The 22,384-nt window shown below is 49.7% G+C and carries 18 protein-coding genes, 3 tRNA genes and 3 rRNA genes; 9 read left to right on the top strand and 15 right to left on the bottom strand.

Going from position 1 to position 22,384, the window contains the following annotated elements; all coding sequences use genetic code 11:
* Positions 1 to 176: 176 nt before the first annotated feature.
* The gene (locus AC07N2_RS02605; protein WP_494776880.1) at positions 177 to 680 is read right to left on the bottom strand and encodes a universal stress protein; all 504 of its coding nucleotides are present in this window, start codon (positions 678 to 680) and stop codon (positions 177 to 179) included.
* Positions 681 to 729: 49 nt separating this feature from the next.
* The gene (locus tag AC07N2_RS02610) at positions 730 to 1,440 is read right to left on the bottom strand and encodes a TerC family protein (protein WP_494776881.1); all 711 of its coding nucleotides are present in this window, start codon (positions 1,438 to 1,440) and stop codon (positions 730 to 732) included.
* A gap of 777 nt (positions 1,441 to 2,217) precedes the next feature.
* Between AC07N2_RS02610 and AC07N2_RS02615 the strand changes: the two genes are divergently transcribed.
* Complete coding sequence (locus AC07N2_RS02615) at positions 2,218 to 2,472, top strand: helix-turn-helix transcriptional regulator (protein WP_494776882.1); 255 nt, start codon at positions 2,218 to 2,220, stop codon at positions 2,470 to 2,472.
* A 44-nt stretch (positions 2,473 to 2,516) separates the two neighbouring features.
* Here the strand turns inward: AC07N2_RS02615 and AC07N2_RS02620 are convergent, their stop codons facing one another.
* From AC07N2_RS02620 to AC07N2_RS02630, 3 genes are all read right to left on the bottom strand, one after another.
* Positions 2,517 to 2,918, bottom strand: a complete 402-nt coding sequence (locus tag AC07N2_RS02620; RefSeq protein ID WP_494776883.1) for a hypothetical protein — start codon at positions 2,916 to 2,918, stop codon at positions 2,517 to 2,519.
* Positions 2,919 to 3,682: 764 nt separating this feature from the next.
* Positions 3,683 to 4,261: a PIN domain-containing protein gene (locus tag AC07N2_RS02625; protein ID WP_494776884.1), complete on the bottom strand. Its 579-nt coding sequence runs from the start codon at positions 4,259 to 4,261 to the stop codon at positions 3,683 to 3,685.
* Positions 4,261 to 4,746 carry a helix-turn-helix domain-containing protein gene (locus tag AC07N2_RS02630; protein WP_494776885.1) on the bottom strand — a complete coding sequence of 162 codons (486 nt, stop codon included), beginning with the start codon at positions 4,744 to 4,746 and terminating at the stop codon, positions 4,261 to 4,263. The genes AC07N2_RS02625 and AC07N2_RS02630 overlap by 1 nt, the downstream gene beginning before the upstream one ends.
* A 588-nt stretch (positions 4,747 to 5,334) precedes the next feature.
* Here AC07N2_RS02630 and AC07N2_RS02635 point away from each other — a divergent pair.
* Positions 5,335 to 5,733, top strand: a complete 399-nt coding sequence (locus AC07N2_RS02635; protein WP_494776886.1) for an AAA family ATPase — start codon at positions 5,335 to 5,337, stop codon at positions 5,731 to 5,733.
* Between the two features lie 6 nt (positions 5,734 to 5,739).
* Here the strand turns inward: AC07N2_RS02635 and AC07N2_RS02640 are convergent.
* The 8 genes from AC07N2_RS02640 to mltA all read right to left on the bottom strand — a co-directional run bounded on the left by AC07N2_RS02640 (position 5,740) and on the right by mltA (position 14,170).
* Positions 5,740 to 5,815, bottom strand: a tRNA-Thr gene (locus tag AC07N2_RS02640).
* A gap of 516 nt (positions 5,816 to 6,331) precedes the next feature.
* Positions 6,332 to 6,444, bottom strand: a 5S ribosomal RNA gene (gene rrf / locus AC07N2_RS02645).
* Between the two features lie 169 nt (positions 6,445 to 6,613).
* A 23S ribosomal RNA gene (locus AC07N2_RS02650) occupies positions 6,614 to 9,488 on the bottom strand.
* Between the two features lie 304 nt (positions 9,489 to 9,792).
* Positions 9,793 to 9,868 (bottom strand) — tRNA-Ala (locus AC07N2_RS02655).
* 22 nt (positions 9,869 to 9,890) lie between these two features.
* Positions 9,891 to 9,967 (bottom strand) — tRNA-Ile (locus AC07N2_RS02660).
* Between the two features lie 122 nt (positions 9,968 to 10,089).
* Positions 10,090 to 11,622, bottom strand: a 16S ribosomal RNA gene (locus AC07N2_RS02665).
* The 16S, 23S and 5S rRNA genes sit together here with 2 tRNA genes alongside, the layout of an rRNA operon.
* Before the next feature lie 556 nt (positions 11,623 to 12,178).
* Positions 12,179 to 12,955, bottom strand: a complete 777-nt coding sequence (locus AC07N2_RS02670) for an enoyl-CoA hydratase (protein ID WP_076592542.1) — start codon at positions 12,953 to 12,955, stop codon at positions 12,179 to 12,181.
* A gap of 42 nt (positions 12,956 to 12,997) precedes the next feature.
* On the bottom strand, positions 12,998 to 14,170 hold the full coding sequence (gene mltA, locus AC07N2_RS02675; RefSeq protein WP_494776887.1) for a murein transglycosylase A: 1,173 nt from the start codon (positions 14,168 to 14,170) through the stop codon (positions 12,998 to 13,000).
* Between the two features lie 14 nt (positions 14,171 to 14,184).
* On the opposite strand from mltA, the gene AC07N2_RS02680 reads away from it, so the two are divergent.
* Complete coding sequence (locus tag AC07N2_RS02680; RefSeq protein ID WP_494776888.1) at positions 14,185 to 14,337, top strand: hypothetical protein; 153 nt, start codon at positions 14,185 to 14,187, stop codon at positions 14,335 to 14,337.
* Here the strand turns inward: AC07N2_RS02680 and apaG are convergent.
* Positions 14,334 to 14,708, bottom strand: coding sequence for a Co2+/Mg2+ efflux facilitator ApaG/CorD (gene apaG, locus AC07N2_RS02685; RefSeq protein WP_494776889.1), 375 nt, complete (start codon positions 14,706 to 14,708; stop codon positions 14,334 to 14,336). The two genes, AC07N2_RS02680 and apaG, sit on opposite strands and share 4 nt — an antisense overlap.
* A 183-nt stretch (positions 14,709 to 14,891) precedes the next feature.
* Between apaG and rpe the strand changes: the two genes are divergently transcribed.
* From rpe to trpC, 6 genes are all read left to right on the top strand, one after another.
* Entirely contained in the window at positions 14,892 to 15,557 is a 666-nt protein-coding gene (rpe, locus tag AC07N2_RS02690) for a ribulose-phosphate 3-epimerase (RefSeq protein ID WP_494776890.1), read from the top strand.
* Entirely contained in the window at positions 15,554 to 16,258 is a 705-nt protein-coding gene (locus AC07N2_RS02695) for a phosphoglycolate phosphatase (protein ID WP_494776891.1), read from the top strand. Before rpe ends, AC07N2_RS02695 begins: the two co-directional genes overlap by 4 nt.
* A gap of 196 nt (positions 16,259 to 16,454) precedes the next feature.
* Complete coding sequence (gene trpE, locus AC07N2_RS02700) at positions 16,455 to 17,951, top strand: anthranilate synthase component I (RefSeq protein WP_494776892.1); 1,497 nt, start codon at positions 16,455 to 16,457, stop codon at positions 17,949 to 17,951.
* Positions 17,952 to 18,515 (top strand): aminodeoxychorismate/anthranilate synthase component II, encoded by a 564-nt coding sequence (locus tag AC07N2_RS02705; protein WP_076592547.1) that lies wholly within the window; start codon positions 17,952 to 17,954, stop codon positions 18,513 to 18,515. It begins immediately after the preceding gene.
* 41 nt (positions 18,516 to 18,556) lie between these two features.
* Entirely contained in the window at positions 18,557 to 19,591 is a 1,035-nt protein-coding gene (gene trpD / locus AC07N2_RS02710; RefSeq protein WP_494776893.1) for an anthranilate phosphoribosyltransferase, read from the top strand.
* A gap of 41 nt (positions 19,592 to 19,632) precedes the next feature.
* A complete protein-coding gene (trpC, locus tag AC07N2_RS02715; RefSeq protein WP_494776894.1) occupies positions 19,633 to 20,433 on the top strand; it encodes an indole-3-glycerol phosphate synthase TrpC in 801 nt (266 codons plus the stop codon).
* A gap of 81 nt (positions 20,434 to 20,514) precedes the next feature.
* Here trpC and AC07N2_RS02720 read toward each other — a convergent pair whose 3' ends face one another.
* Positions 20,515 to 22,314, bottom strand: coding sequence for a M61 family metallopeptidase (locus AC07N2_RS02720; protein WP_494776895.1), 1,800 nt, complete (start codon positions 22,312 to 22,314; stop codon positions 20,515 to 20,517).
* Positions 22,315 to 22,384 lie beyond the last annotated feature (70 nt).

Consider the following 22,384-nt stretch of genomic DNA (forward strand, 5'->3'; position numbering starts at 1 on the left):
GTGAGTCGTATGTGATGCAAAGTGGAGAAATGGAGTTTGAATTTCCTTCTTCAAATCAGTTTTAAAACAAGAAGGGCCAGCTATAAAGCTGGCCCTTCAATATCTACGTCACTTATTTCAAGATTCAAGCACTATACAAAAATCATGCTATCGCTGCTTGGAATACACAACGTTTTTTACTCTACTGCAAGCCACAATACTGCCAATCCGACACCAACTGGTATGCCAAAGCGCGCCAGTTTCGTCGCATTTTCTTTCGCGACAACTTCGACTGGCAGATCCGTCAAAGCCATGACTTTACTCACGACAGAACCTTGAAAAAATCTCGACAGTGCATTTTTCCGCGTGGTGCCCATCACGATTTTTTGTGATGCAGTTTCTTGAGCGCATGCAACGATACCTTCTGCAGCATCGCCCTTGTTGATGTGAACAGAATGTTCAACGCCAGCTTTAGTCAACAAGTCGACGGCACCTTGCAGTGCTTGCTCAGCCCGCTCTTGTTGCAACAAACGAACATTGGCTGATGGTACAAAACGCGTGATGTATCTCGACAGACGGGGTTGTATATTGGCCAGGTTCACGTTGATCAATTCGTCATGTATTGCACGGTATTGAATAACGTATTCCACTGCACGCAACGCATTCCGCGAACCGTCTACGGGTATGAGAATGTTGAGCATGATGATCTCCTCGCAATGTATAAACGTTAGTAATTTTTGTGAACGGTCTTCAAGGATGTTTTGGTCTTGCCTCCCCGTGCGTCGATTTGATAGGCGCATTTCTAAGCAAACCACTCAGTACGACTCCGCCTATGACCAAGCCGTACAGTAACCAGACTACAAATTCATTCTGCGCAAAAAACTCCTGCAATATCGGCTCTTGCACAATCATTTTTGCCGCCGTCCATGCAAGTACTGTTGCACCCAGATAAATGATGACCGGATAACGCTCTACCCATTTCAAAATCAGCGTGCTACCTAGCACCATGATCGGAACGCTGATCACTAATCCCAGCACCACCAGCAAGAACTCACCATGTGCTGCACCAGCCACACCCAACACGTTATCCATGCCCATCACTGCATCCGCCACGATGATGGTACGTATTGCAGCCCACAAACCGACACGTGACGACGCTAGATCAAGCTGCTTCTTGTCATCATGGATAGGTGCCAGCAATTTATAAGCGATCCAAACCAGTAACACACCACCAACCAGCAACAGCCCAGGAACATTCAACAGCCAGACAATTGCGATGGTCATCGCGATCCGCACAACAACCGCACCTATCGTGCCGCCTATGATCGTGATGCGCTGCAAATGCTTAGGCAGTTTTCGTGCGACCAGCGCAATGACGATCGCGTTATCTCCAGCCAAAACAAGATCAATCACAATGATTGCCAGTAATGCAGAGAAGAATTCCGCTGAGAATAATTCCATGGCTCCTCCTCACACCCGACTGGCATTCACTCACCGCCGAATATTGAAAAAGGTTGGAACGAAAAAAAACCTTTACCTCTATTCGGTAAAGGTCTCGCTACAACGTTGCCGTTGCCTGCAGGCCGGGGAATTTTCCCGTAATGACGGCGTATGCAGTAAAGCTACTCCCCTTTAGGGCGACTACTTGTATTCAACATAGGTGACGGAATACTCAGTGTCAATGGAAATATTAAAATAACGTTAAATAACTCTTAACGATAAATTAATTTAATCGTAAGGCATTGAATATATTGAGATATTTATCAAGGAAGTAGCGCGTTTTGAGACGAGAAAATTGCCCCATGACAGGATTTCTACGCCTTAGGAGCTGCTATCTACTGACTTGGCTCGACATATTCCAAGCCCAATTGGATATCAAGGAGTCGTTCTTCTTGAAAGTTTGAGACACCAAATTTACGTGAACGATAAGCGTCCACACAAATGAAAAAGGGCTAGCTTTACGCTAACCCTTTTAAAATTACTGGTGCTGATGAGGCGAATCGAACACCCGACCTACTGATTACGAATCAGTATTTGCAAGGGGCCTCACACATCAAAACCTCATAAAATCAACGGGTTATCTTACCCACTCTTACTTCATTTTCCCTAAAGTTACTGCACTTGCTGCAGCAAATTTGCAGCAAAAGGAAAAGCGCTAGGTAAAGTGAGGTATCACCATGGTCACTCAGGAACTCTATACATTTACGCAGTCATGTGACTGCGTAACCACTTTATCATATGCAGCGCTTTCTCAACATTGACGAACTTAGCGACGTCATTTGCTTGGCTAAACAGACTATCTACAACCGGGTGAATAAAGGCGGCGATTTGCCACCCCTTATTAAACTCGGGAAATCCCTCCGATGGAGGTCAAGCGATGTAGAGGCCTGGATTGACTCGAAATCTGCCATGTCCTTTGCCCCTATTCAATCCCGCCGCGTGGGACGACCTACTAAAGCCGAAGAAATAGCCAATCGCGTTAATCGTGCTTGAGTTGCAGTTATAAACGAAGTTCGATTGAAGCAATTCGTCATTCATTAGATATCGTTTTCCTCATCCTGCTCACTAATAAGTTGAGCAGGCTCAACTACATTCCTTTTGGGTGAAGTTTGCTTTCGTACGATTACTTTGTCTTTCTCCAAGCGCACTTCCCAGTCCGTGGCTTTCTCGAGCGTCAACAATGATTCTTTTAGTTCTACAAGCCACTTACTTCTTTGTTGCGCTGGTTTTAACTGATTCCCGCGCGAATCTAGCATCTGCTCTCTTCCTGCGAGTTTTTTGATTTTTTCTATTGTGATGGCATGAGGAACCTCGTGCGTTTCATAGAAATCGTACAACCACATTGCAAGAGGGTCATTGAGCGTGCGTAATTTGGTGCGGATATCGAGTGAGATAAACGTAATTCCTGTTTGAAAGACGTGTGTCATGTTGGGATTCATCTCTACTCTATAGAGCCCCATCATTCGGGACGTACGGAAATGAACGGCGTGACGGATGCTGCGCGTGTGGGCTGCTGAGAGTGTTGAAATGCACTAGGGGTGAGGAGGGGAAACCTGGAATCCCTGGCACCTTCGTAATGGAAGGGTCGCTGGATAGCTTAAGCATGTAAATAGAGGTGAGAGTCCTCTTTATCGCAGTAAGAAACCTTGGGTGCGCTCTTTCGGGAGTGATGCATTGATGACAAGTCGAAGCGGGTAGGTCGCCGCTATGGAACATCGGGCGACTGAAACCAGGCAACTGGGTAAGCGTACGCGATGCTTTGACTTTGAGATGCCGCAATCCTAAATCGTGGTTTCGACACGGTTAGCTAACGTGGGAATCTCTGACGGCTCTTGCACCGGGTGGCACTGGTGAAGATGAGTACAAGAGAGGGAGAGGCGGATAGTAGAGTTTGAGCCGATTGCGAGACTTAATCAGTCAAGCATGAGGCGAATCTTCGGATGCTCGAAAACTGCCAGCAGTTGAAAAGTAGTGTGGTTCCCAAAAGGGATTAGGGCTTGGCAGCCCATTGTAGTGATGCGTCGGAGGGCTATCTTGGCGGATGGTCCTACGAATTTTGAGCCGTGGTGGTTCGAATAGCGAAAGAGGATAAGCTATATCAGATAATAGTAATGACCAGTTATCCTCGACCGGTCTATTCTCTCAGCCACCTCCATCCTTGGAGGTGGCTATCTGAGTAGTGCAGAATTGAATGCGCGAGCTATTAAATTAGCTCAATCGCTTTGGCTAACAATGCCGCAGTCTGATGTAATTGTACTGCCTTATATGTTTCGATTAGCATTTCTGCAGTTGTCGGTGGTTTCTTTAAACCTTCTCTCAGTTCTTTAACCGTTTTCAAGAACGGGACATTACCTAAATCATATTGAAATACCAAAAAATCATCTGGGTGCAATATTTCGATATTGTGTTTTTTAGCCACCTCAGGAGGAAAGTCTTTTTTATTGTAAGTAACAATTGCATCTGCATGGCCTACAATCGCCGCCGCCAAAACATGGCGGTCATTAGCGTCTGGAAGTACAAGAGAATCAATCAGATATTCATATTCCTCAATGACGGAATCTTCGATAGAGTCATTCATCAACTCTACGGTCCTAGATAGACTGGCGAACGTTAATTCCGGCCGCTGCTTTAGTAAATTGGATACCCATTCATCATGGATGCGTGCCGTCCAACGGGCGTGAAACGCCCCACGAACGCCAAGCCTAATTAGAATATCCCTTAGTGGTGCGGGATATAGCACGCACGCATCCAGTACTACTGTGTATGGCAAAACGCCGGCCATTAACGGGAATAGCCCATATCAAGTTCTTGAGCTTGCTCAAGTAGCGCGTTCAGATTCTCTTTAGCTTTTAATGCTCTTGCTTCTTTATATGCCATTACATCAGCCAGGCGCACACGACGATGTGACCCAACCATATGATGCTGAATCTTGCCCTGCTCAAGCAAGCGAATCAGATAAGGGCGGGACACATTTAGGAATTGAGCCGCAACTTGCGTGGTCAAATCCATATCTTTGGGCATCAATACAACTCCCTTGCCCTGTGCAAGATTGCCAAGTAAATTGGCCATAAGTCTCAAAACTTTCGGTGGAAGTTTAAGGATGGGTTGTCCGTCCACACGCTCCACACAATCCTCCTCCATCAATGCAATATTTTCTGCTTTTGAATGGTCTAAAGCACTCATGATGCAACGTTGTGCCGCCTTTGCGAGCTCAACCTCTTCTTGGCTCTCAAGAGACATTTCCAAGTCAAGGATAGGGGTAGTCATAGTAATTCTCCATAGTTGCCAAAGAGCAAATCAATCCTCTCTCGCCGCCTCTCCATTTAGAAAAGGAATTAGTAATTCCTTTTCTAAATGGAGAGGCATTAAATTCATTGTAAACAAATCATACGAAACAAACGCAATAAACGCAACACCATTTTTAGCATCAACCAAATACTGTATTAACCGATGTGATTTTTAGGTCAAATTAAGTGACGTTGTACATGCATTACTGTTTTGGGGCGCCAATTATAGGATTAAGGATTGGCAGCCCATTGTAGTTTCGCGTTGGCAGGCAGTCTTGGCGGACAATCTGACGAACTTTGAACCGCGGTAGTTCAATAGCGAGAAAGGAAGTGAACGTTGAAAAATGCTGCACGGTCACTCTCGACCATGCGGATACTCTGCCCATCCTTTTGACCAGAGGTGGTTTCTTACCGCCGGAGTATGTAGTGTTACAACATTTGCGCAGCAAACATTATTACTAAAGTGCTTCATTAATATATGCGATGACTTTATTCTATTAAATCGTGGAAAATCCTCGATATAAAGTTAAATTTTCTTGCAAAAACAATAATTAATTAGGGAGTTGATGTGTCCAACGGCACTAGAGTTTTTCGCAACTTAACCGTCAGCGACTGGCGGCAGTTCAGCAACGTTAATATCGAGTTTCACCCTCGGTTAACCGTTCTTACGGGTGCAAATGGCGCTGGAAAAAGTACTCTCTTAGGCATTCTATCTTCGCATTTCGGATGGAATAGGTCTTACTTGGCAACTCCTTCGCTTAGTAGAAATCTTCACGGAGGATTTGAGTATCTTTTGCAGCGGCGTCGGTCAAAAAAAATCCGCGCAATTCCGCCGTTGCCTCCAAACCACGCTGATATTGGTACGCTAAACGTATATGGTTTTCTGAGGCGCATGAATTGCAGCATTTTTGCAGCAATAATCCCTTTAAAAACAAAAAGGGTTACCGTTTACACGGTAACCCTTTGATTTTACTGGTGCTGATGAGGCGAATCGAACACCCGACCTACTGATTACGAATCAGTTGCTCTACCAACTGAGCTACATCAGCGAAGCCGACTATTCTACCAAAAAATAGAATCTAACTGTTGCGCAAAACGCGCTTTCTAGAGTAATTGCTAGTCTTTGCTGCTTAAAATTATGGCAGTGCACCTTACGAACAGTACGAGTCCACAATCTCAATAGCGTATATCAACTCACATGACGCGCCTAGCCAATTTGCATTTGGCTAGGCGTTCCTCAGTGTGGCTCCCGGCCATCAATCCGCTCAAATCACTCAAGTAATTCCATCAATGTAACGCGTAGGCTGCAGAAATATCCGCGAGAAGTAAGCGATCGAGGATCGCGATCATGCTTGAGCGTACTTGGGCAGTCGATATTATTTGCTGTAGCGTGTATCAGGACGAACGGAAGAGGAAATGGAACGAAGTGCGGTCTGAATTGGTGCTATCGTCTCCAGTTTCCGATGACGTAGAGCCTGGATTTTCCCGAACGATCGAGGATGTAAAACCGATTTTCCAAAGCAAAAACCCCCCAGCATTTCTGCTGAGGGGTTTTCTAAATAAAAGCCTGACGATGACCTACTTTCACACTGGTTGCAGCACTATCATCGGCGCAAATTCGTTTCACGGTCCTGTTCGGGATGGGAAGGGGTGGTACCAAATCGCTATGGTCATCAGGCATAACTTGTAAAGCCACTTGCTAAGTCGTTAAAGCTGACTTGAGCAAACAACTCAATCTGGAAGAAGTAAAGATCACACTGTAACCATGGGTGATGGTACAGCGGTTTTGATTGCACGAATCAAGTTCGCACTCACGTGTACTTGTTGCCTACACCTGCTAAGGTTATAGGGACAAGCCGTACGGGCAATTAGTATCAGTTAGCTTAATGCATTACTGCACTTCCACACCTGACCTATCAACGTCCTGGTCTCGAACGACCCTTCAAAGAGCTCAAGGCTCTGGGAAATCTCATCTTAAGGCAAGTTTCCCGCTTAGATGCTTTCAGCGGTTATCTCTTCCGAACTTAGCTACCCGGCAATGCCACTGGCGTGACAACCGGTACACCAGAGGTTCGTCCACTCCGGTCCTCTCGTACTAGGAGCAGCCCCCTTCAAATTTCCAACGCCCACGGCAGATAGGGACCAAACTGTCTCACGACGTTTTAAACCCAGCTCACGTACCACTTTAAATGGCGAACAGCCATACCCTTGGGACCGGCTACAGCCCCAGGATGTGATGAGCCGACATCGAGGTGCCAAACTCCCCCGTCGATATGAACTCTTGGGAGGAATCAGCCTGTTATCCCCAGAGTACCTTTTATCCGTTGAGCGATGGCCCTTCCATACAGAACCACCGGATCACTATGTCCTACTTTCGTACCTGCTCGACTTGTCAGTCTCGCAGTTAAGCACGCTTATGCCATTGCACTATTAGCACGATGTCCGACCGTACCTAGCGTACCTTCGAACTCCTCCGTTACACTTTGGGAGGAGACCGCCCCAGTCAAACTGCCTACCATGCACTGTCCCCGATCCGGATAACGGACCAAGGTTAGAACCTCAAACAAACCAGGGTGGTATTTCAAGGTTGGCTCCACGAGAACTAGCGTCCCCGCTTCAAAGCCTCCCACCTATCCTACACAGATTGGTTCAAAGTCCAATGCAAAGCTACAGTAAAGGTTCATGGGGTCTTTCCGTCTAGCCGCGGGTAGATTGCATCATCACAAACATTTCAACTTCGCTGAGTCTCGGGAGGAGACAGTGTGGCCATCGTTACTCCATTCGTGCAGGTCGGAACTTACCCGACAAGGAATTTCGCTACCTTAGGACCGTTATAGTTACGGCCGCCGTTTACTGGGACTTCAATCAAGAGCTTGCACCCCATCATTTAATCTTCCAGCACCGGGCAGGAGTCACACCATATACGTCCACTTTCGTGTTTGCATAGTGCTGTGTTTTTATTAAACAGTCGCAGCCACCAGTTTATTGCAACCCCTTCATCCTTCCACAGTAAAGTGGTCAAACTACAAGGGCGTACCTTATCCCGAAGTTACGGTACCAATTTGCCGAGTTCCTTCTCCCGAGTTCTCTCAAGCGCCTTAGAATACTCATCTCGCCCACCTGTGTCGGTTTGCGGTACGGTCTCGTTAGACTGAAGCTTAGAGGCTTTTCTTGGAACCACTTCCGATTGCTTCACGAATAAATTCGTTGGTCCCATGCCCTTGAATTACGCTGCCGGATTTGCCTAACAGCCTTCTATGACACAGGAACCGGGACATCCAACACCCGGACAACCTTCCGCGATCCGTCCCCCCATCGCATCTAACGACGGTGCAGGAATATTAACCTGCTTCCCATCAGCTACGCATCTCTGCCTCGCCTTAGGGGCCGACTCACCCTGCTCCGATGAACGTTGAACAGGAAACCTTGGGCTTACGGCGTGGAGGCTTTTCACCCCCATTATCGCTACTCATGTCAGCATTCGCACTTCTGATACCTCCAGCATCCTTTACAAGACACCTTCGCAGGCTTACAGAACGCTCTCCTACCATATATCCGAAGATATATCCGCAGCTTCGGTGACTGGCTTAGCCCCGTTACATCTTCCGCGCAGGACGACTCGATCAGTGAGCTATTACGCTTTCTTTAAAGGATGGCTGCTTCTAAGCCAACCTCCTGACTGTTTTAGCCTTCCCACTTCGTTTTCCACTTAGCCAATCTTTGGGACCTTAGCTGGCGGTCTGGGTTGTTTCCCTCTTGACGCCGGACGTTAGCACCCGACGTCTGTCTCCCAAGCTCGCACTCATCGGTATTCGGAGTTTGCAATGGTTTGGTAAGTCGCGATGACCCCCTAGCCATAACAGTGCTCTACCCCCGATGGTGATACTTGAGGCACTACCTAAATAGTTTTCGGAGAGAACCAGCTATTTCCAAGTTTGTTTAGCCTTTCACCCCTACCCACAGCTCATCCCCTAATTTTTCAACATTAGTGGGTTCGGTCCTCCAGTGCGTGTTACCGCACCTTCAACCTGGCCATGAGTAGATCACTTGGTTTCGGGTCTACACCCAGCGACTGAACGCCCTATTCGGACTCGATTTCTCTACGGCTTCCCTATACGGTTAACCTTGCCACTGAATGTAAGTCGCTGACCCATTATACAAAAGGTACGCAGTCACGGAACAAGTCCGCTCCTACTGTTTGTATGCACACGGTTTCAGGATCTATTTCACTCCCCTTCCGGGGTTCTTTTCGCCTTTCCCTCACGGTACTGGTTCACTATCGGTCGATATCGAGTATTTAGCCTTGGAGGATGGTCCCCCCATGTTCAGACAGGATTTCTCGTGTCCCGCCCTACTTGTTGCAAGCTTAGTTCCACACCACATATTTCGTGTAAGGGGCTATCACCCTCTATGGCTGCACTTTCCAGAGCATTCCACTATATCTGATGCTAAAACTTGCGGCTGATCCCATTTCGCTCGCCACTACTTTGGGAATCTCGGTTGATTTCTTTTCCTGCAGCTACTTAGATGTTTCAGTTCGCCGCGTTCGCTTCACACACCTATGTATTCAGTGAGTGATGACCCAAAGGGCCGGGTTTCCCCATTCGGAAATCTGCGGATCAAAGCTTGTTTGCTAGCTCCCCGCAGCTTATCGCAAGCTACTACGTCCTTCATCGCCTGATATCGCCAAGGCATCCACCATGTGCACTTATTCGCTTGTCCCTATAACTTTAGCCTCTCAATCGCTTGCACTTTCAAGAGACGGTTATAAGGCAAACAAGTACTACGTGTTTGCTGTATTGACACTGGATTATCCTTTCGGATAACTGATCGTCAATACTATTTGATTTGATACAATCAAAACCCATCAGCGCATCTCAACAATGCTTGCGCATCATTGGTTTGCACCAATAAATCTTTACTTCTTCCAAATTGTTAAAGAACAAAAACAGCCAATGATCTATCTAAAAGATCAAACCTAAATCACGTCCGCACTTTCATGCAGATCAACTTAGGTTTGACATCTTGGTGGAGGTTGACGGGATCGAACCGACGACCCCCTGCTTGCAAAGCAGGTGCTCTCCCAGCTGAGCTAAACCCCCGAAACCGGTTATACGTATTTCTTGGTGGGTCTGGTTGGGCTCGAACCAACGACCCCCGCGTTATCAACACGGTGCTCTAACCAACTGAGCTACAGACCCGTTTGGATCAGTACCAACCAACAACCCGCAGACTGATTCAGCCTGCGCACTGCCGACATTAACTGTTCTTTTCTTACTAACAGACGATAAGTGTGGACGCTTAACTTTCACGCAAACTCTAGAAAGGAGGTGATCCAGCCGCACCTTCCGATACGGCTACCTTGTTACGACTTCACCCCAGTCACGAATCCCACCGTGGTAAGCGCCCTCCTTACGGTTAGGCTACCTACTTCTGGTGAAACCCGCTCCCATGGTGTGACGGGCGGTGTGTACAAGACCCGGGAACGTATTCACCGCGACATGCTGATCCGCGATTACTAGCGATTCCAACTTCATGTAGTCGAGTTGCAGACTACAATCCGGACTACGATACACTTTCTGGGATTAGCTCCCCCTCGCGGGTTGGCGGCCCTCTGTATGTACCATTGTATGACGTGTGAAGCCCTACCCATAAGGGCCATGAGGACTTGACGTCATCCCCACCTTCCTCCGGTTTGTCACCGGCAGTCTCATTAGAGTGCCCTTTCGTAGCAACTAATGACAAGGGTTGCGCTCGTTGCGGGACTTAACCCAACATCTCACGACACGAGCTGACGACAGCCATGCAGCACCTGTGTTACGGCTCTCTTTCGAGCACCCTCTAATCTCTCAGAGGTTCCGTACATGTCAAGGGTAGGTAAGGTTTTTCGCGTTGCATCGAATTAATCCACATCATCCACCGCTTGTGCGGGTCCCCGTCAATTCCTTTGAGTTTTAATCTTGCGACCGTACTCCCCAGGCGGTCTACTTCACGCGTTAGCTGCGTTACTAAGTCAATTAAGACCCAACAACTAGTAGACATCGTTTAGGGCGTGGACTACCAGGGTATCTAATCCTGTTTGCTCCCCACGCTTTCGTGCATGAGCGTCAGTGTTATCCCAGGGGGCTGCCTTCGCCATCGGTATTCCTCCACATCTCTACGCATTTCACTGCTACACGTGGAATTCTACCCCCCTCTGACACACTCTAGCCATGCAGTCTCAAATGCCATTCCCAGGTTGAGCCCGGGGATTTCACATCTGACTTACATAACCGCCTGCGCACGCTTTACGCCCAGTAATTCCGATTAACGCTTGCACCCTACGTATTACCGCGGCTGCTGGCACGTAGTTAGCCGGTGCTTATTCTTCAGGTACCGTCATTAGCAAACTGTATTAGAGCTCACCGTTTCTTCCCTGACAAAAGAGCTTTACAACCCGAAGGCCTTCTTCACTCACGCGGCATTGCTGGATCAGGCTTGCGCCCATTGTCCAAAATTCCCCACTGCTGCCTCCCGTAGGAGTCTGGACCGTGTCTCAGTTCCAGTGTGGCTGGTCGTCCTCTCAGACCAGCTACTGATCGATGCCTTGGTAGGCTTTTACCCCACCAACTAGCTAATCAGATATCGGCCGCTCCATGAGCATGAGGTCTTGCGATCCCCCACTTTCATCCGTAGATCGTATGCGGTATTAGCGCAACTTTCGCTGCGTTATCCCCCACTCTAGGGTACGTTCCGATATATTACTCACCCGTTCGCCACTCGCCATCAGGAGCAAGCTCCCATGCTGCCGTTCGACTTGCATGTGTAAGGCATGCCGCCAGCGTTCAATCTGAGCCAGGATCAAACTCTTCAGTTTAATCTCTGTTTTATGTCATTGCTGACATGGTTCTTTCGAACCGGTCGCTCACTCAAAATACTGACAGGTACTTTCATTTAACTGAAAGTATCTATATTTCTTTGTGAGCATTTAATGTTTAAAGTTATGACAACGAATAAATTCGCTGCCGCGCTTCCATCAAACGCCCACACTTATCGACTGTTAATTTTTAAAGAACCTGTTCTGCTTCGCTATCAACTTGCGTCGTTTGCGTCGCTGCGAATCGTTTTGTTCGTCAGCAGCAGAGAGATGAGATTATGTGGCATGTCTTCGTTTTCGTCAACATCTTTTTAATTTATTTTTTAAAAGATTTTTTACAAACTCTTCTAAAAAACTTCCTAAAAAGACTCGCTTTAAAACATCTAAAACGGACCCGAAAAACAAACCACTTATCACCCCCATCACACTCACATTTCAGCTCGCTTACTTCGCGTTTCGCTGCGTGTTCTGCGACGGGAGCCGAACTATAGCAAAGCTTCTTTCAACTTGGCAAGCGCTTTTCTGAAAATAATATAAATTCTTTTTGCAGAGGCTTTTAAACGTTCTTAAAACTAGGTGAACGCTTCTCCAAAAATGCCTGCATTCCTTCCTTCTGATCCTCTGTAGCGAAGGTGCTATGGAACAATCTACGTTCGAATTGCACACCTTCTGCCAGCGTCGTTTCATAGGCGCGATTGATAGACTCTTTAGCCATCATCACCATAGGTAGCGACATACTTGCTATTACTGTTGCTGCTGCCAACGCTTCTTCAATCAACTTATCTGCAGCAACAACGCGCGACACCAAACCCGCACGCTCAGCTTCAGCCGCATCCATCATGCGCGCCGTCAAACATAGATCCATTGCCTTGGCCTTAGATACTGCACGCGGCAAACGCTGCGTACCGCCCGCACCAGGAATAATGCCTAGCTTGATTTCCGGCTGGCCGAACTTGGCAGTATCAGCAGCGATAATGAAATCGCACATCATGGCCAACTCACAACCGCCACCCAAGGCATAACCAGCTACCGCTGCGATAACCGGTTTGCGGATGCTGCGAATCTGCTCCCAGTTACGCGTGATGTAATCGCCTTTATATACATCCATATATGTATACGTTGCCATCAGAGCGATATCAGCACCGGCTGCAAATGCCTTTTCGCTACCAGTAATGATCATGCAACCGATATCGTCATTGGCATCAAACGATTGCAGCGCTTGCCCCAGCTCATCCATTAACTTGTCATTGAGCGCATTCAGGGCGGCAGGCCGATTGAGTGTAATGAGTCCGACTTTGCCGTGGATTTCGACCAGAATATTTTCGTATTGCATGGAATCGCTCCTATATATGCTGCACTAGATACTATTCAGACATCACTTTGGTAATAAAACCCACATCGTCCCGCGTTGCTTCATGCGCCCAGCCAGTTCACCTGCTTGCGCACCAAACCCCCAGAAGTAATCAGCACGTACGGCATTCTTGATCGCGCCCCCCGTATCTTGCGCCATGACCAGGCGCTGCAAAGCTGCATTACTGTTCGGCTGCGTCGTTACCAAAAACACCGGAGCACCCAGCGGTATATATTGTGGATCGATCGCAATCGATCGCTGCGGCGTCAATGGCACGCCCATCGCACCTTTCGGGCCAACCTTGGGATCAAGCACTTTTTCTTCCCTGAAGAAGACATAGCTTGGATTGGCATTCAATAACTCTTGTTGTCGCCCCGGATTGGCAATCACCCACGCTTTAATACTTTGCGCGGAAGCTTGATCCAGTGTCATCTCGCCCTTATCGACTAAGTAACGACCGATAGACTTATAAGGCTGGCCATTTTGATCAGCGTAGGCAACGCGCACGATTTCTTTACCGTCGGCCAATTGCACACGGCCAGAACCCTGCACTTGCAGGAAAAAAGCCTCGATAGGATCGTCTACCCACAGGATTTCCTTGCCGGCCAAGGAGTTTGATTGCGCCATTTCTGCGCGCGATGGATAGGCAACCACTTTATTGCCGACCAAGCGTCCACGCAAACGCATACCTTTTAACTCTGGGTACACGCTCGCCAAGTCGATCGTCAGAATATCGTCGGGCACGCGATGCAAAGGCGTCTGATATGGGCCGCCGCGTTTGCGCGCACCGCGCAGCAAAGGTTCGTAGTAACCGGTAACCAAGCCATTATCCGAACCATCGGGATTCATTACTTGGTAAGGGGTGAAGTAAGTTTCAAAGAACTGGCGCACTGCTTCGTCATTATTGCTATCGACACCTGCTGCAGCCGCGCACGCATTTTTCCAATTCACTCTTCTAATCAATACTGAGCAAGACGACTGGAATGCAGGCCAGGCTTCGCGCTGATTGTCGGCCTTCCAACCCGGTAAAGCAGCGAAAGTCGTCGGGCGCAAGGCTGGACTGACTTCAGTTTTAGGTAAATCACCCGGTGTAACAACCGGTTTCGTCGGCACAACTGGCTTCTCGGGCGGGAGTGTCGAGCAGGAAACAAGACCAAGCAGAATGGATGCGAGTAAACTAAGGCGAATAAATGACATGGGAGTAATTGGCAATGTGGCTATTATTGGTTGAAGCGGGAATCGCACTGTTCTTACTGTTCTTTATCGTGTGGTGGACGATGTTCTCGGGACAAAAACCGAACCATCCACCAGCAAAGAAAGCCTTACCGCCCAAGGACGATACAGCGGATCAATCGCAGAATTAATGCAAAGTACGCGGCAGAGACAACACAAACTCAGGAATCTTCACCTCAAATTGCTCGCCATCTTCTGCCACGCAGAAATACTCACCAGTCATTGAACCCTGCGGAGTCGGCATAGACGTCCCACTGGTGTACTCGAACTGCTCCCCAGGCTGCAACAATGGCTGATTACCAACAACACCCAGACCGCGCACTTCCTGCGTATGGTTGTTGGCATCGGTAATCACCCAATGGCGCGAAATCAATTGCGCCGCCACTTGCCCGGTATTCTTGATCGTCACCGCATACGCGAACACATAGTTAGAACGACCTGGATCGGATTGCTCTTCCAGATACTGCGTATTGACGGTCACGGTAAATTCGTAAGATGCCATTTGATTCCTTTTGTGCAGCAAGTTCCCTGCGCTGCTTTTATCGTTCAATTCTGTCGAGCAACGCACATTCAATTGCTCTTATATATACATAGCAGCCCATTGCACACGAAATTCATACGCCATGCAAGGCACCACCGAAGAGTCGCGGGTTAAAATAGCTGCTTCTTCTTCAAAGTCACGACCATGCCTAACTATCGCATCGCTCCCAGCATCCTATCCGCCGATTTCGCCCGTCTTGGTGAAGAAGTGCGCAATGTTGTCACCGCCGGCGCCGACATCATTCACTTCGACGTCATGGATAACCATTATGTTCCGAATCTGACGATAGGACCTTTGGTATGCGAAGCCATACGCCCGCATGTACAAGTACCGATCGACGTGCATCTGATGGTCAAGCCGGTTGATCGCATTGTCCCCGATTTTGCCAAGGCTGGCGCCAACATCATCACCTTCCACCCGGAAGCGTCCGACCACGTCGATCGCACTCTGCAACTGATACGTGACAATGGCTGCAAAGCCGGTCTGGTACTGAATCCGGCAACTTCGCTGGATTATCTGGAACACGTGATGGATAAGCTCGACATCATTTTGCTGATGTCGGTCAATCCCGGCTTCGGCGGACAGTCCTTCATTCCTCACACACTTAAAAAAATCGCTGCCGTACGCAAGTTGATCGATGAATCCGGCCGCGACATCATGCTGGAAGTCGATGGCGGCATCAAAATCGACAATATCGAAGCCGCAGCACGCGCTGGCGCAGACACCTTCGTCGCCGGCTCTGCCATTTTCGGCAAGCCAGACTACAAAGCCGTGATCGATGCGATGCGCAGCGAATTAGCGAAAGTATGAGTTTGAGCAACGCGACTGAAAACAAGGTGCTGCACGGCATACGTGGCGTTATCGTCGACCTCGACGGCACCATGCTGCATACCGCGCAGGATTTGCATATCGCCATCAATCGCATGCGCGATGGTTTAGGGCTAGCGCCACTGGATCTTGATACCGCCATCAGCTTTGTCGGCAAGGGCGCAGAGAACTTGGTGCGCAAAACCATAGGTGTCGATTTTTCGCCTAGCGACGTTGAACTGCGCTTCGCAGAAGCCATGGCCTTGTTCGAGCAGCATTACTTTGACGTCAACGGCGAATTCGCCAGCGCTTATCCCGGCGTACACGAAGGTCTGCAAGAAATGAAAGCCAAAGGTTTGCGCATGGCTTGCGTCACCAACAAGCCGATGGCATTTACTTTGCCGCTGCTGAAAAAAACCGGCTTGCACGATTATTTTGAAGTGATTTACGGTGGCGACTCGTTTGCGAAAAAGAAGCCAGACCCTATGCAATTGCTGCAGGTATGCGTTGATTTTGATCTGGCGCCAGCACAAATCGTAGCCATCGGCGATTCCATCAACGACTCGCAGGCAGCGCGTGCGGCAGGTTGCAAAGTTCTCAACGTACCTTATGGCTACAACCACGGGCAGGCTATACAAGATGTCGATACCGATGGTATAGTTTCCTCGCTGCTAGACGCAGCACATCTTATTTCACCAACATAAATCATCATGTCTCTCGACAAAAAACGTATCGCAACACCGGGCGCCCATGAGGCCTGGCTATGGCGAGGCTGGCAAAACTGGTCTTAAACACCACTTGCCGCTGATCGCCTATATCTTTTGCGCGATCAGCAACGTTTTTTACAGTACTTACTAAAGTACTAAACCGCTCGTCTACAATAGCGGTCCGGAGAGAACTATGACTGAACTCGAATTCAAATCGTTAGCCGCGCAAGGCTACAACCGTATTCCACTGATCGCCGAAGCTTTCGCCGATCTGGAAACACCGCTCACGCTCTACCTGAAACTGGCACAAACCCAGAATGGCGGGAAGAATACCTTCCTGCTGGAATCTGTCGTCGGTGGCGAGCGTTTCGGACGCTATTCCTTTATCGGCTTGCCAGCCAATACGCTGATGCGCAGCTTTGGTACGCGCATCGAAGTCGTCAAGAATGGCAAGATCGTTGAAACCGTCGAAGGCAATCCGCTCGATTTCATCGCTGAATTCCAAGCGCGCTATAAAGTAGCGATTTTGCCCGGCATGCCACGCTTCTGCGGCGGCCTGGCTGGTTACTTCGGTTACGACGCTGTGCGCCATGTGGAAAAACGTCTGGCGCATTCCACACCGAAAGATGACCTCGGCCTGCCGGAAATCCAATTACTGCTGACCGAAGAACTGGCCGTCATCGACAATCTGTCCGGCAAACTGTATCTGATCGTGTATACCGATCCAACCCAGCCGGAAGCCTTCAGCAAAGGTCGGCAGCGCCTGAAAGACTTGCGCGCCATGTTGCATCGCGCGGTTGAATTGCCAGTAACGACTGCCTCGGTACGCACCGAAACGATACGCGAATTCGACAAAGAGTCTTATCTGGCCGCCGTCGCCAAAGCCAAAGAATATGTAATGGCCGGCGACCTGATGCAGGTACAGATCGGTCAGCGCATCAAGAAGCAGTATGTCGATTCGCCGCTCACGCTGTACCGTGCGCTGCGTTCGCTGAATCCTTCGCCGTATATGTATTTCTACAATTTCGGCGATATGCAAATCGTCGGTTCGTCGCCGGAAATCCTGGTGCGTAACGAAACCGTTTCAGAAGACAAAAAGAAAATCACGATACGTCCGCTGGCTGGCACCCGCCCACGTGGCGCGACGCCGGAAAAAGATGCGGCACTGGCAAAAGAATTGCTGGCCGATCCGAAGGAAATCGCAGAACACGTAATGCTGATCGACCTCGCACGTAACGACATCGGTCGCATCGCAGAAACCGGCAGCGTATTAGTCACCGACAAGCTGGTGATTGAAAAATACTCGCACGTGCAGCACATCGTTTCCAATGTCGAAGGTACCTTGAAATCAGGTTTGTCGAATCTGGACGTATTAAAAGCAACCTTCCCGGCCGGCACATTGTCCGGCGCACCTAAAGTACGCGCGATGGAAATCATCGATGAGCTAGAACCAACCAAGCGCGGCATTTATGGCGGCGCTTGCGGCTACCTGTCCTTCGGCGGTGAAATGGACCTAGCGATCGCGATCCGGACCGGCGTCATCAAGGATGGCATGCTGTATGTCCAGGCCGCCGCCGGTATCGTCGCTGATTCAGTGCCCGAGATGGAATGGCAGGAAACCGAGAATAAGGCACGCGCAGTATTGCGTGCAGCGGAACAGGTACAAGACGGTTTGGACGGGGAGATTTAAATGTTACTGATGATCGATAACTACGACTCGTTCACCTACAACCTGGTGCAATACTTCGGCGAATTGGGCGAAGACGTGCACACCGTGCGTAATGACGAGATCACACTGGAACAAATCGCCGCGCTGAACCCTGAGCGCATCTGCATTTCGCCCGGTCCTTGCACACCACATGAAGCCGGCGTATCGGTACCTATCCTGCAACAATTTGCAGGCAAGTTGCCTATCCTCGGCGTCTGCCTCGGACACCAGGCGATAGGCGCGGCATTCGGCGGCAAGGTGGTGCGTGCGCAGCAAGTCATGCACGGCAAGACTTCGCAAATCACACATACCGGCGTCGGCGTATTCAAGGATTTGCCATCGCCATACACAGTGATCCGTTATCACTCGCTGGCAATCGAACGCGCCTCCTTGCCGGATTGCCTGGAAGTTACCGCATGGACCGATGATGGCGAAATCATGGGCGTACGCCACAAGGAGTTCGATATCCAGGGCGTGCAATTCCATCCTGAATCGATTTTGTCCGAACACGGACATGCGCTGCTGAAGAATTTCCTCGTACGCTGATGGATATTGCAGCAAATCATTTGAAACCAGAAAGCATCGTCATGCCGATCACCGAACAAGAAGCTTTATTGCGCTGTATCGATCATCGTGAAATTTTCCACGACGAGATGCTGCATTTGTTCCGCAAGATCATGAGCGGTGAAATGTCGCCGGTCATGATCGCGGCATTGACGATGGGCCTGCGCGTGAAGAAGGAAAGCATAGGAGAAATCGCAGCGGCGGCACAAGTCATGCGCGAGTTCTCCACCAAGGTGCCGCTGACCGATACCACCAATCTGCTCGACATCGTCGGCACCGGTGGTGATGGCGCCAACACTTTCAATATTTCCACCGCTTCGATGTTTGTCGCGGCTTCGGCCGGTGCGCGCATCGCCAAGCATGGCGGTCGCAGCGTCTCGTCATCGTCGGGCAGTGCCGACGTGCTGGAATCATTAGGAGCGAACATTAACCTGAAACCGGAACTGGTCGCCGAATCGATCGCACAGACCGGCATAGGCTTCATGTTTGCCCCGAATCATCACGCGGCAATGAAACATGCAGCACCGGTACGCAAGGAACTCGGCGTACGCACCATCTTCAATATCCTGGGACCACTGACCAATCCTGCGGGCGCACCGAATATCCTGATGGGCGTGTTCCATCCGGATCTGGTCGGCATCCAGGTACGCGTCCTGCAACGCCTTGGCGCGCAACATGCAATCGTGGTCTGGGGACGCGACAATATGGATGAAGTCTCGCTGGGTGCAGCCACCATGGTCGGCGAACTGGTCAACGGCGAAATCCGCGAATATGAAATTCATCCGGAAGATTTCGGCCTGCAAATGATCGCCAGCCGCAACCTGAAGGTCGCAAATTCGGTGGAATCGAAAGCCAAGATCTTTGAAGCGCTGGATAACGTTGATGGAGCAGCTCGTGACATCGTTGCATTGAATGCCGGCACTGCCCTGTATGCGGCTGGCGTCGCCAGCTCCATCGCCGACGGTTTAGCAAAAGCACGCGAGGCCATTGCATCCGGTGCGGCGCGTGCCAAGCTCGAACAATTCGTGCAGGTTACACAAGCACTCGGCAAGGCTTGAGCGCATAACGCACAGCCTGCCATTAAAGATACTGAAAAATCATGTCCGATATTCTGAATAAAATTCTCGACGTTAAAGCTGACGAAGTCGCCGCTGCCAAAAAATATCGCAGTCTGGCTAGCTTACGTAGCGAAGTAGAGAGCGACAAAGAAGCGCGCGCCAGCATTCGTGGCTTTGAAGCAAATCTGCGGGCGAAAATTGCAGCAGGAAATGCAGGCATCATTGCTGAAATCAAAAAGGCTTCGCCATCCAAAGGCGTGATACGCCCGGACTTTCATCCGGCCGAGATCGCTGTCAGCTATGAAAAGAATGGTGCTGCCTGTTTATCCGTACTGACCGACGTGCAATTCTTCCAGGGCTCACCGGAATACCTGAAACAGGCGCGTGCTGCCTGCGCCTTGCCTGCCTTGCGCAAGGATTTCATCGTCGATCCGTATCAATTGTATGAAGCGCGCTCCTGGGGTGCCGATTGTATTTTGCTGATCGTTGCAGCACTGGACCATGGCTTGATGGCAGAGCTCGAAGCCTGCGCGCATGAACTGGGCATGAATGTTTTGGTGGAAGTGCACAACACAGAGGAATTGACTGCAGCATTGAAACTGAAAACCAGCCTGCTCGGTGTCAACAACCGTAATCTGCGCACCTTCGAGACTTCGCTGCAAACCACGCTGGATTTGTTGCCGCGCATTTCGCCGGACAAACTGATCATTACCGAATCAGCCATCGTCACACCTGACGATGTGAAGAAAATGCGTGATGCCGATGTACACGCTTTCCTGGTGGGTGAAGCCTTTATGCGCGCGCCGGATCCAGGCGTCGAACTGAGCCGCCTGTTTAAGTAATTCACTTAGCTGGGCGATTCATACAGGTGCGCATAGACTGCGCACCTGCTTCTTGTTTTACTTTCTGTTTTACTTCCTACTTTAATCCTGCAAATTCAGCCATGCCTTGCGCAAACGTAAAGCCGCTGCCGGCTTGTCTGCGCTCTTCAGCGTAACAGCAGGTACATCCGATGGTGCCAACGCTACATTGAAGATCATCAATTCATCGCGCCGGAAAGCGTGCAAGCCGATGGTCTGACCGACACGATAACGGCTCAGCAGGCTATCCAGATTAGTCGCCGTCACTCGCAAGCCATCGATGGCCACCAGCACGTCACCAGCCGACAAACCCGCCTTGTGCGCAGCGCCACCTTCGTACACATTCGCCACCTTGCAGTCATTACCATCACGCACAGTGCGCATGCCCAAACCCGGTTTTGCATTCTTGCGCTCGTCGGCGAAGTCGACGCCGAAAGGTGCCAGCAATTTTGCCAGCGGAATATCTTCAGTACCGCGTACCCAGCGATCCAGTACTTTTTTCAGCTTGAGACCGGTGACGCTGTCGAACAGCGCATCGACTTCAGCTTCGGTCACACCGCGACCGGCTTTGCCATCCTGATAGAAGTCACGCCCGTATTGCTGCCACAAGGCTTGCATCACATCATCCAGCGATTTCTTGCCTTTGGTCTGCTCACGGATAGTCAGGTCGAGCGCCAGACCGACCAATGAACCCTTGGTGTAATAGCTGACGATGGCATTCGGTGCATTTTCATCCTGACGATAATATTTAACCCATGCATCGAAGCTTGATTCGGCCACACTTTGTTTATGACGACCAGTACCACGCAATACGTTATTGACTGTTTTCGCTACCAGCTTCAGATAAGCAGATTCATTAATGACACCACTACGCACCAGCATCAGGTCATCGTAATAACTAGTGAAACCTTCAAACAACCAGAGCAGTGGCGTGTAACCTTCTTCCTTCAAATCATAAGGTGCGAAAGCGGCTGGCTTGATGCGCTTGACGTTCCACGTATGGAAGTACTCATGGCTGCAAAGACCGAGGAAGGTGCGATAACCATCGGTCATTTCCTTTTGCCCTTTGACCGGCAAATCGGCACGCGAACAAATCAGCGCAGTCGATGCACGATGCTCCAGCCCGCCATATCCATCACCGACCACCATTGTCATGAAGACATAACGGTCTACCGGTGCACGATGCGTCTTCGGCTCAAATAAAGAGATTTGCGCTTCGCAGATTTTTTGCAAATCGGCACTCAGGCGCGGCAGATCCAGGTTTGGTACCCGCCCGGTAAAGACCATATCGTGCTGCACGCCATGTGCCTTGAAGCTGGCGAGGGCGAAGGTGCCAAGCTCCACCGGGTGATCGATCAATTCATCGTAGTTCGACGCGATATAAGAACCGAAACCGTAACGCTTGGCTTTCAGCTGGCGCATCGCCGTCGCAACACGCCATTTTGCATAAGTGTCACCTTGTGGCTTCTGAATATCCACTTCATGCACGCGCTGCTCTTGACCATCGACCTGCAGGAAAACGCTAGTGCCGTTAAAGAAACCATGCGTCTGATCCAAATGTGCAGTGCGCACCGACAAATCCCACGCATAGACTTCATAGTGTACGGTCAATGGACCGGTGCACACATCAGCGAGCCAGGTATGCTTATCCAGTTTGTTCAGCGCAACTTCATAACCACCGGATTCAGCACGTATACGTACGATGTTCTTGGAGAACTCGCGAATCATGTAGCTGCCCGGAATCCACGCAGGCAGAGAGAAGCGCTGTCCAGCCGGATCAGGCTGACTGACCGTCACGCTCACGGCAAATAAATGCGCGGCCAAATCTTTAGGAACGATGGTGTATTGAATTGCGTTTTTCATGCTGAGCCGTTGTAAGGTACAAGAACGTTAGTTTAGCGGTATCTGCCTGCGTACGCAGATCACGCGTTAA

Source organism: Herminiimonas sp. GW821-FHT09C12, assembly GCF_059416385.1.

What these genes read in the sequence shown, in the direction of transcription:
- trpD (WP_494776893.1), top strand. Translation starts at nt 18,557, where the DNA reads ATGCCGATCACCGAACAAGAAGCTTTATTGCGCTGTATCGATCATCGT.
- apaG (WP_494776889.1), bottom strand. Translation starts at nt 14,708, where the DNA reads ATGGCATCTTACGAATTTACCGTGACCGTCAATACGCAGTATCTGGAA.
- AC07N2_RS02630 (WP_494776885.1), bottom strand. Translation starts at nt 4,746, where the DNA reads ATGACTACCCCTATCCTTGACTTGGAAATGTCTCTTGAGAGCCAAGAA.
- trpE (WP_494776892.1), top strand. Translation starts at nt 16,455, where the DNA reads ATGACTGAACTCGAATTCAAATCGTTAGCCGCGCAAGGCTACAACCGT.
- trpC (WP_494776894.1), top strand. Translation starts at nt 19,633, where the DNA reads ATGTCCGATATTCTGAATAAAATTCTCGACGTTAAAGCTGACGAAGTC.
- AC07N2_RS02670 (WP_076592542.1), bottom strand. Translation starts at nt 12,955, where the DNA reads ATGCAATACGAAAATATTCTGGTCGAAATCCACGGCAAAGTCGGACTC.
- AC07N2_RS02620 (WP_494776883.1), bottom strand. Translation starts at nt 2,918, where the DNA reads ATGAATCCCAACATGACACACGTCTTTCAAACAGGAATTACGTTTATC.
- rpe (WP_494776890.1), top strand. Translation starts at nt 14,892, where the DNA reads ATGCCTAACTATCGCATCGCTCCCAGCATCCTATCCGCCGATTTCGCC.
- AC07N2_RS02680 (WP_494776888.1), top strand. Translation starts at nt 14,185, where the DNA reads ATGTGGCTATTATTGGTTGAAGCGGGAATCGCACTGTTCTTACTGTTC.
- mltA (WP_494776887.1), bottom strand. Translation starts at nt 14,170, where the DNA reads ATGTCATTTATTCGCCTTAGTTTACTCGCATCCATTCTGCTTGGTCTT.
- AC07N2_RS02720 (WP_494776895.1), bottom strand. Translation starts at nt 22,314, where the DNA reads ATGAAAAACGCAATTCAATACACCATCGTTCCTAAAGATTTGGCCGCG.
- AC07N2_RS02705 (WP_076592547.1), top strand. Translation starts at nt 17,952, where the DNA reads ATGTTACTGATGATCGATAACTACGACTCGTTCACCTACAACCTGGTG.
- AC07N2_RS02610 (WP_494776881.1), bottom strand. Translation starts at nt 1,440, where the DNA reads ATGGAATTATTCTCAGCGGAATTCTTCTCTGCATTACTGGCAATCATT.
- AC07N2_RS02695 (WP_494776891.1), top strand. Translation starts at nt 15,554, where the DNA reads ATGAGTTTGAGCAACGCGACTGAAAACAAGGTGCTGCACGGCATACGT.
- AC07N2_RS02615 (WP_494776882.1), top strand. Translation starts at nt 2,218, where the DNA reads ATGCAGCGCTTTCTCAACATTGACGAACTTAGCGACGTCATTTGCTTG.
- AC07N2_RS02605 (WP_494776880.1), bottom strand. Translation starts at nt 680, where the DNA reads ATGCTCAACATTCTCATACCCGTAGACGGTTCGCGGAATGCGTTGCGT.
- AC07N2_RS02625 (WP_494776884.1), bottom strand. Translation starts at nt 4,261, where the DNA reads ATGGCCGGCGTTTTGCCATACACAGTAGTACTGGATGCGTGCGTGCTA.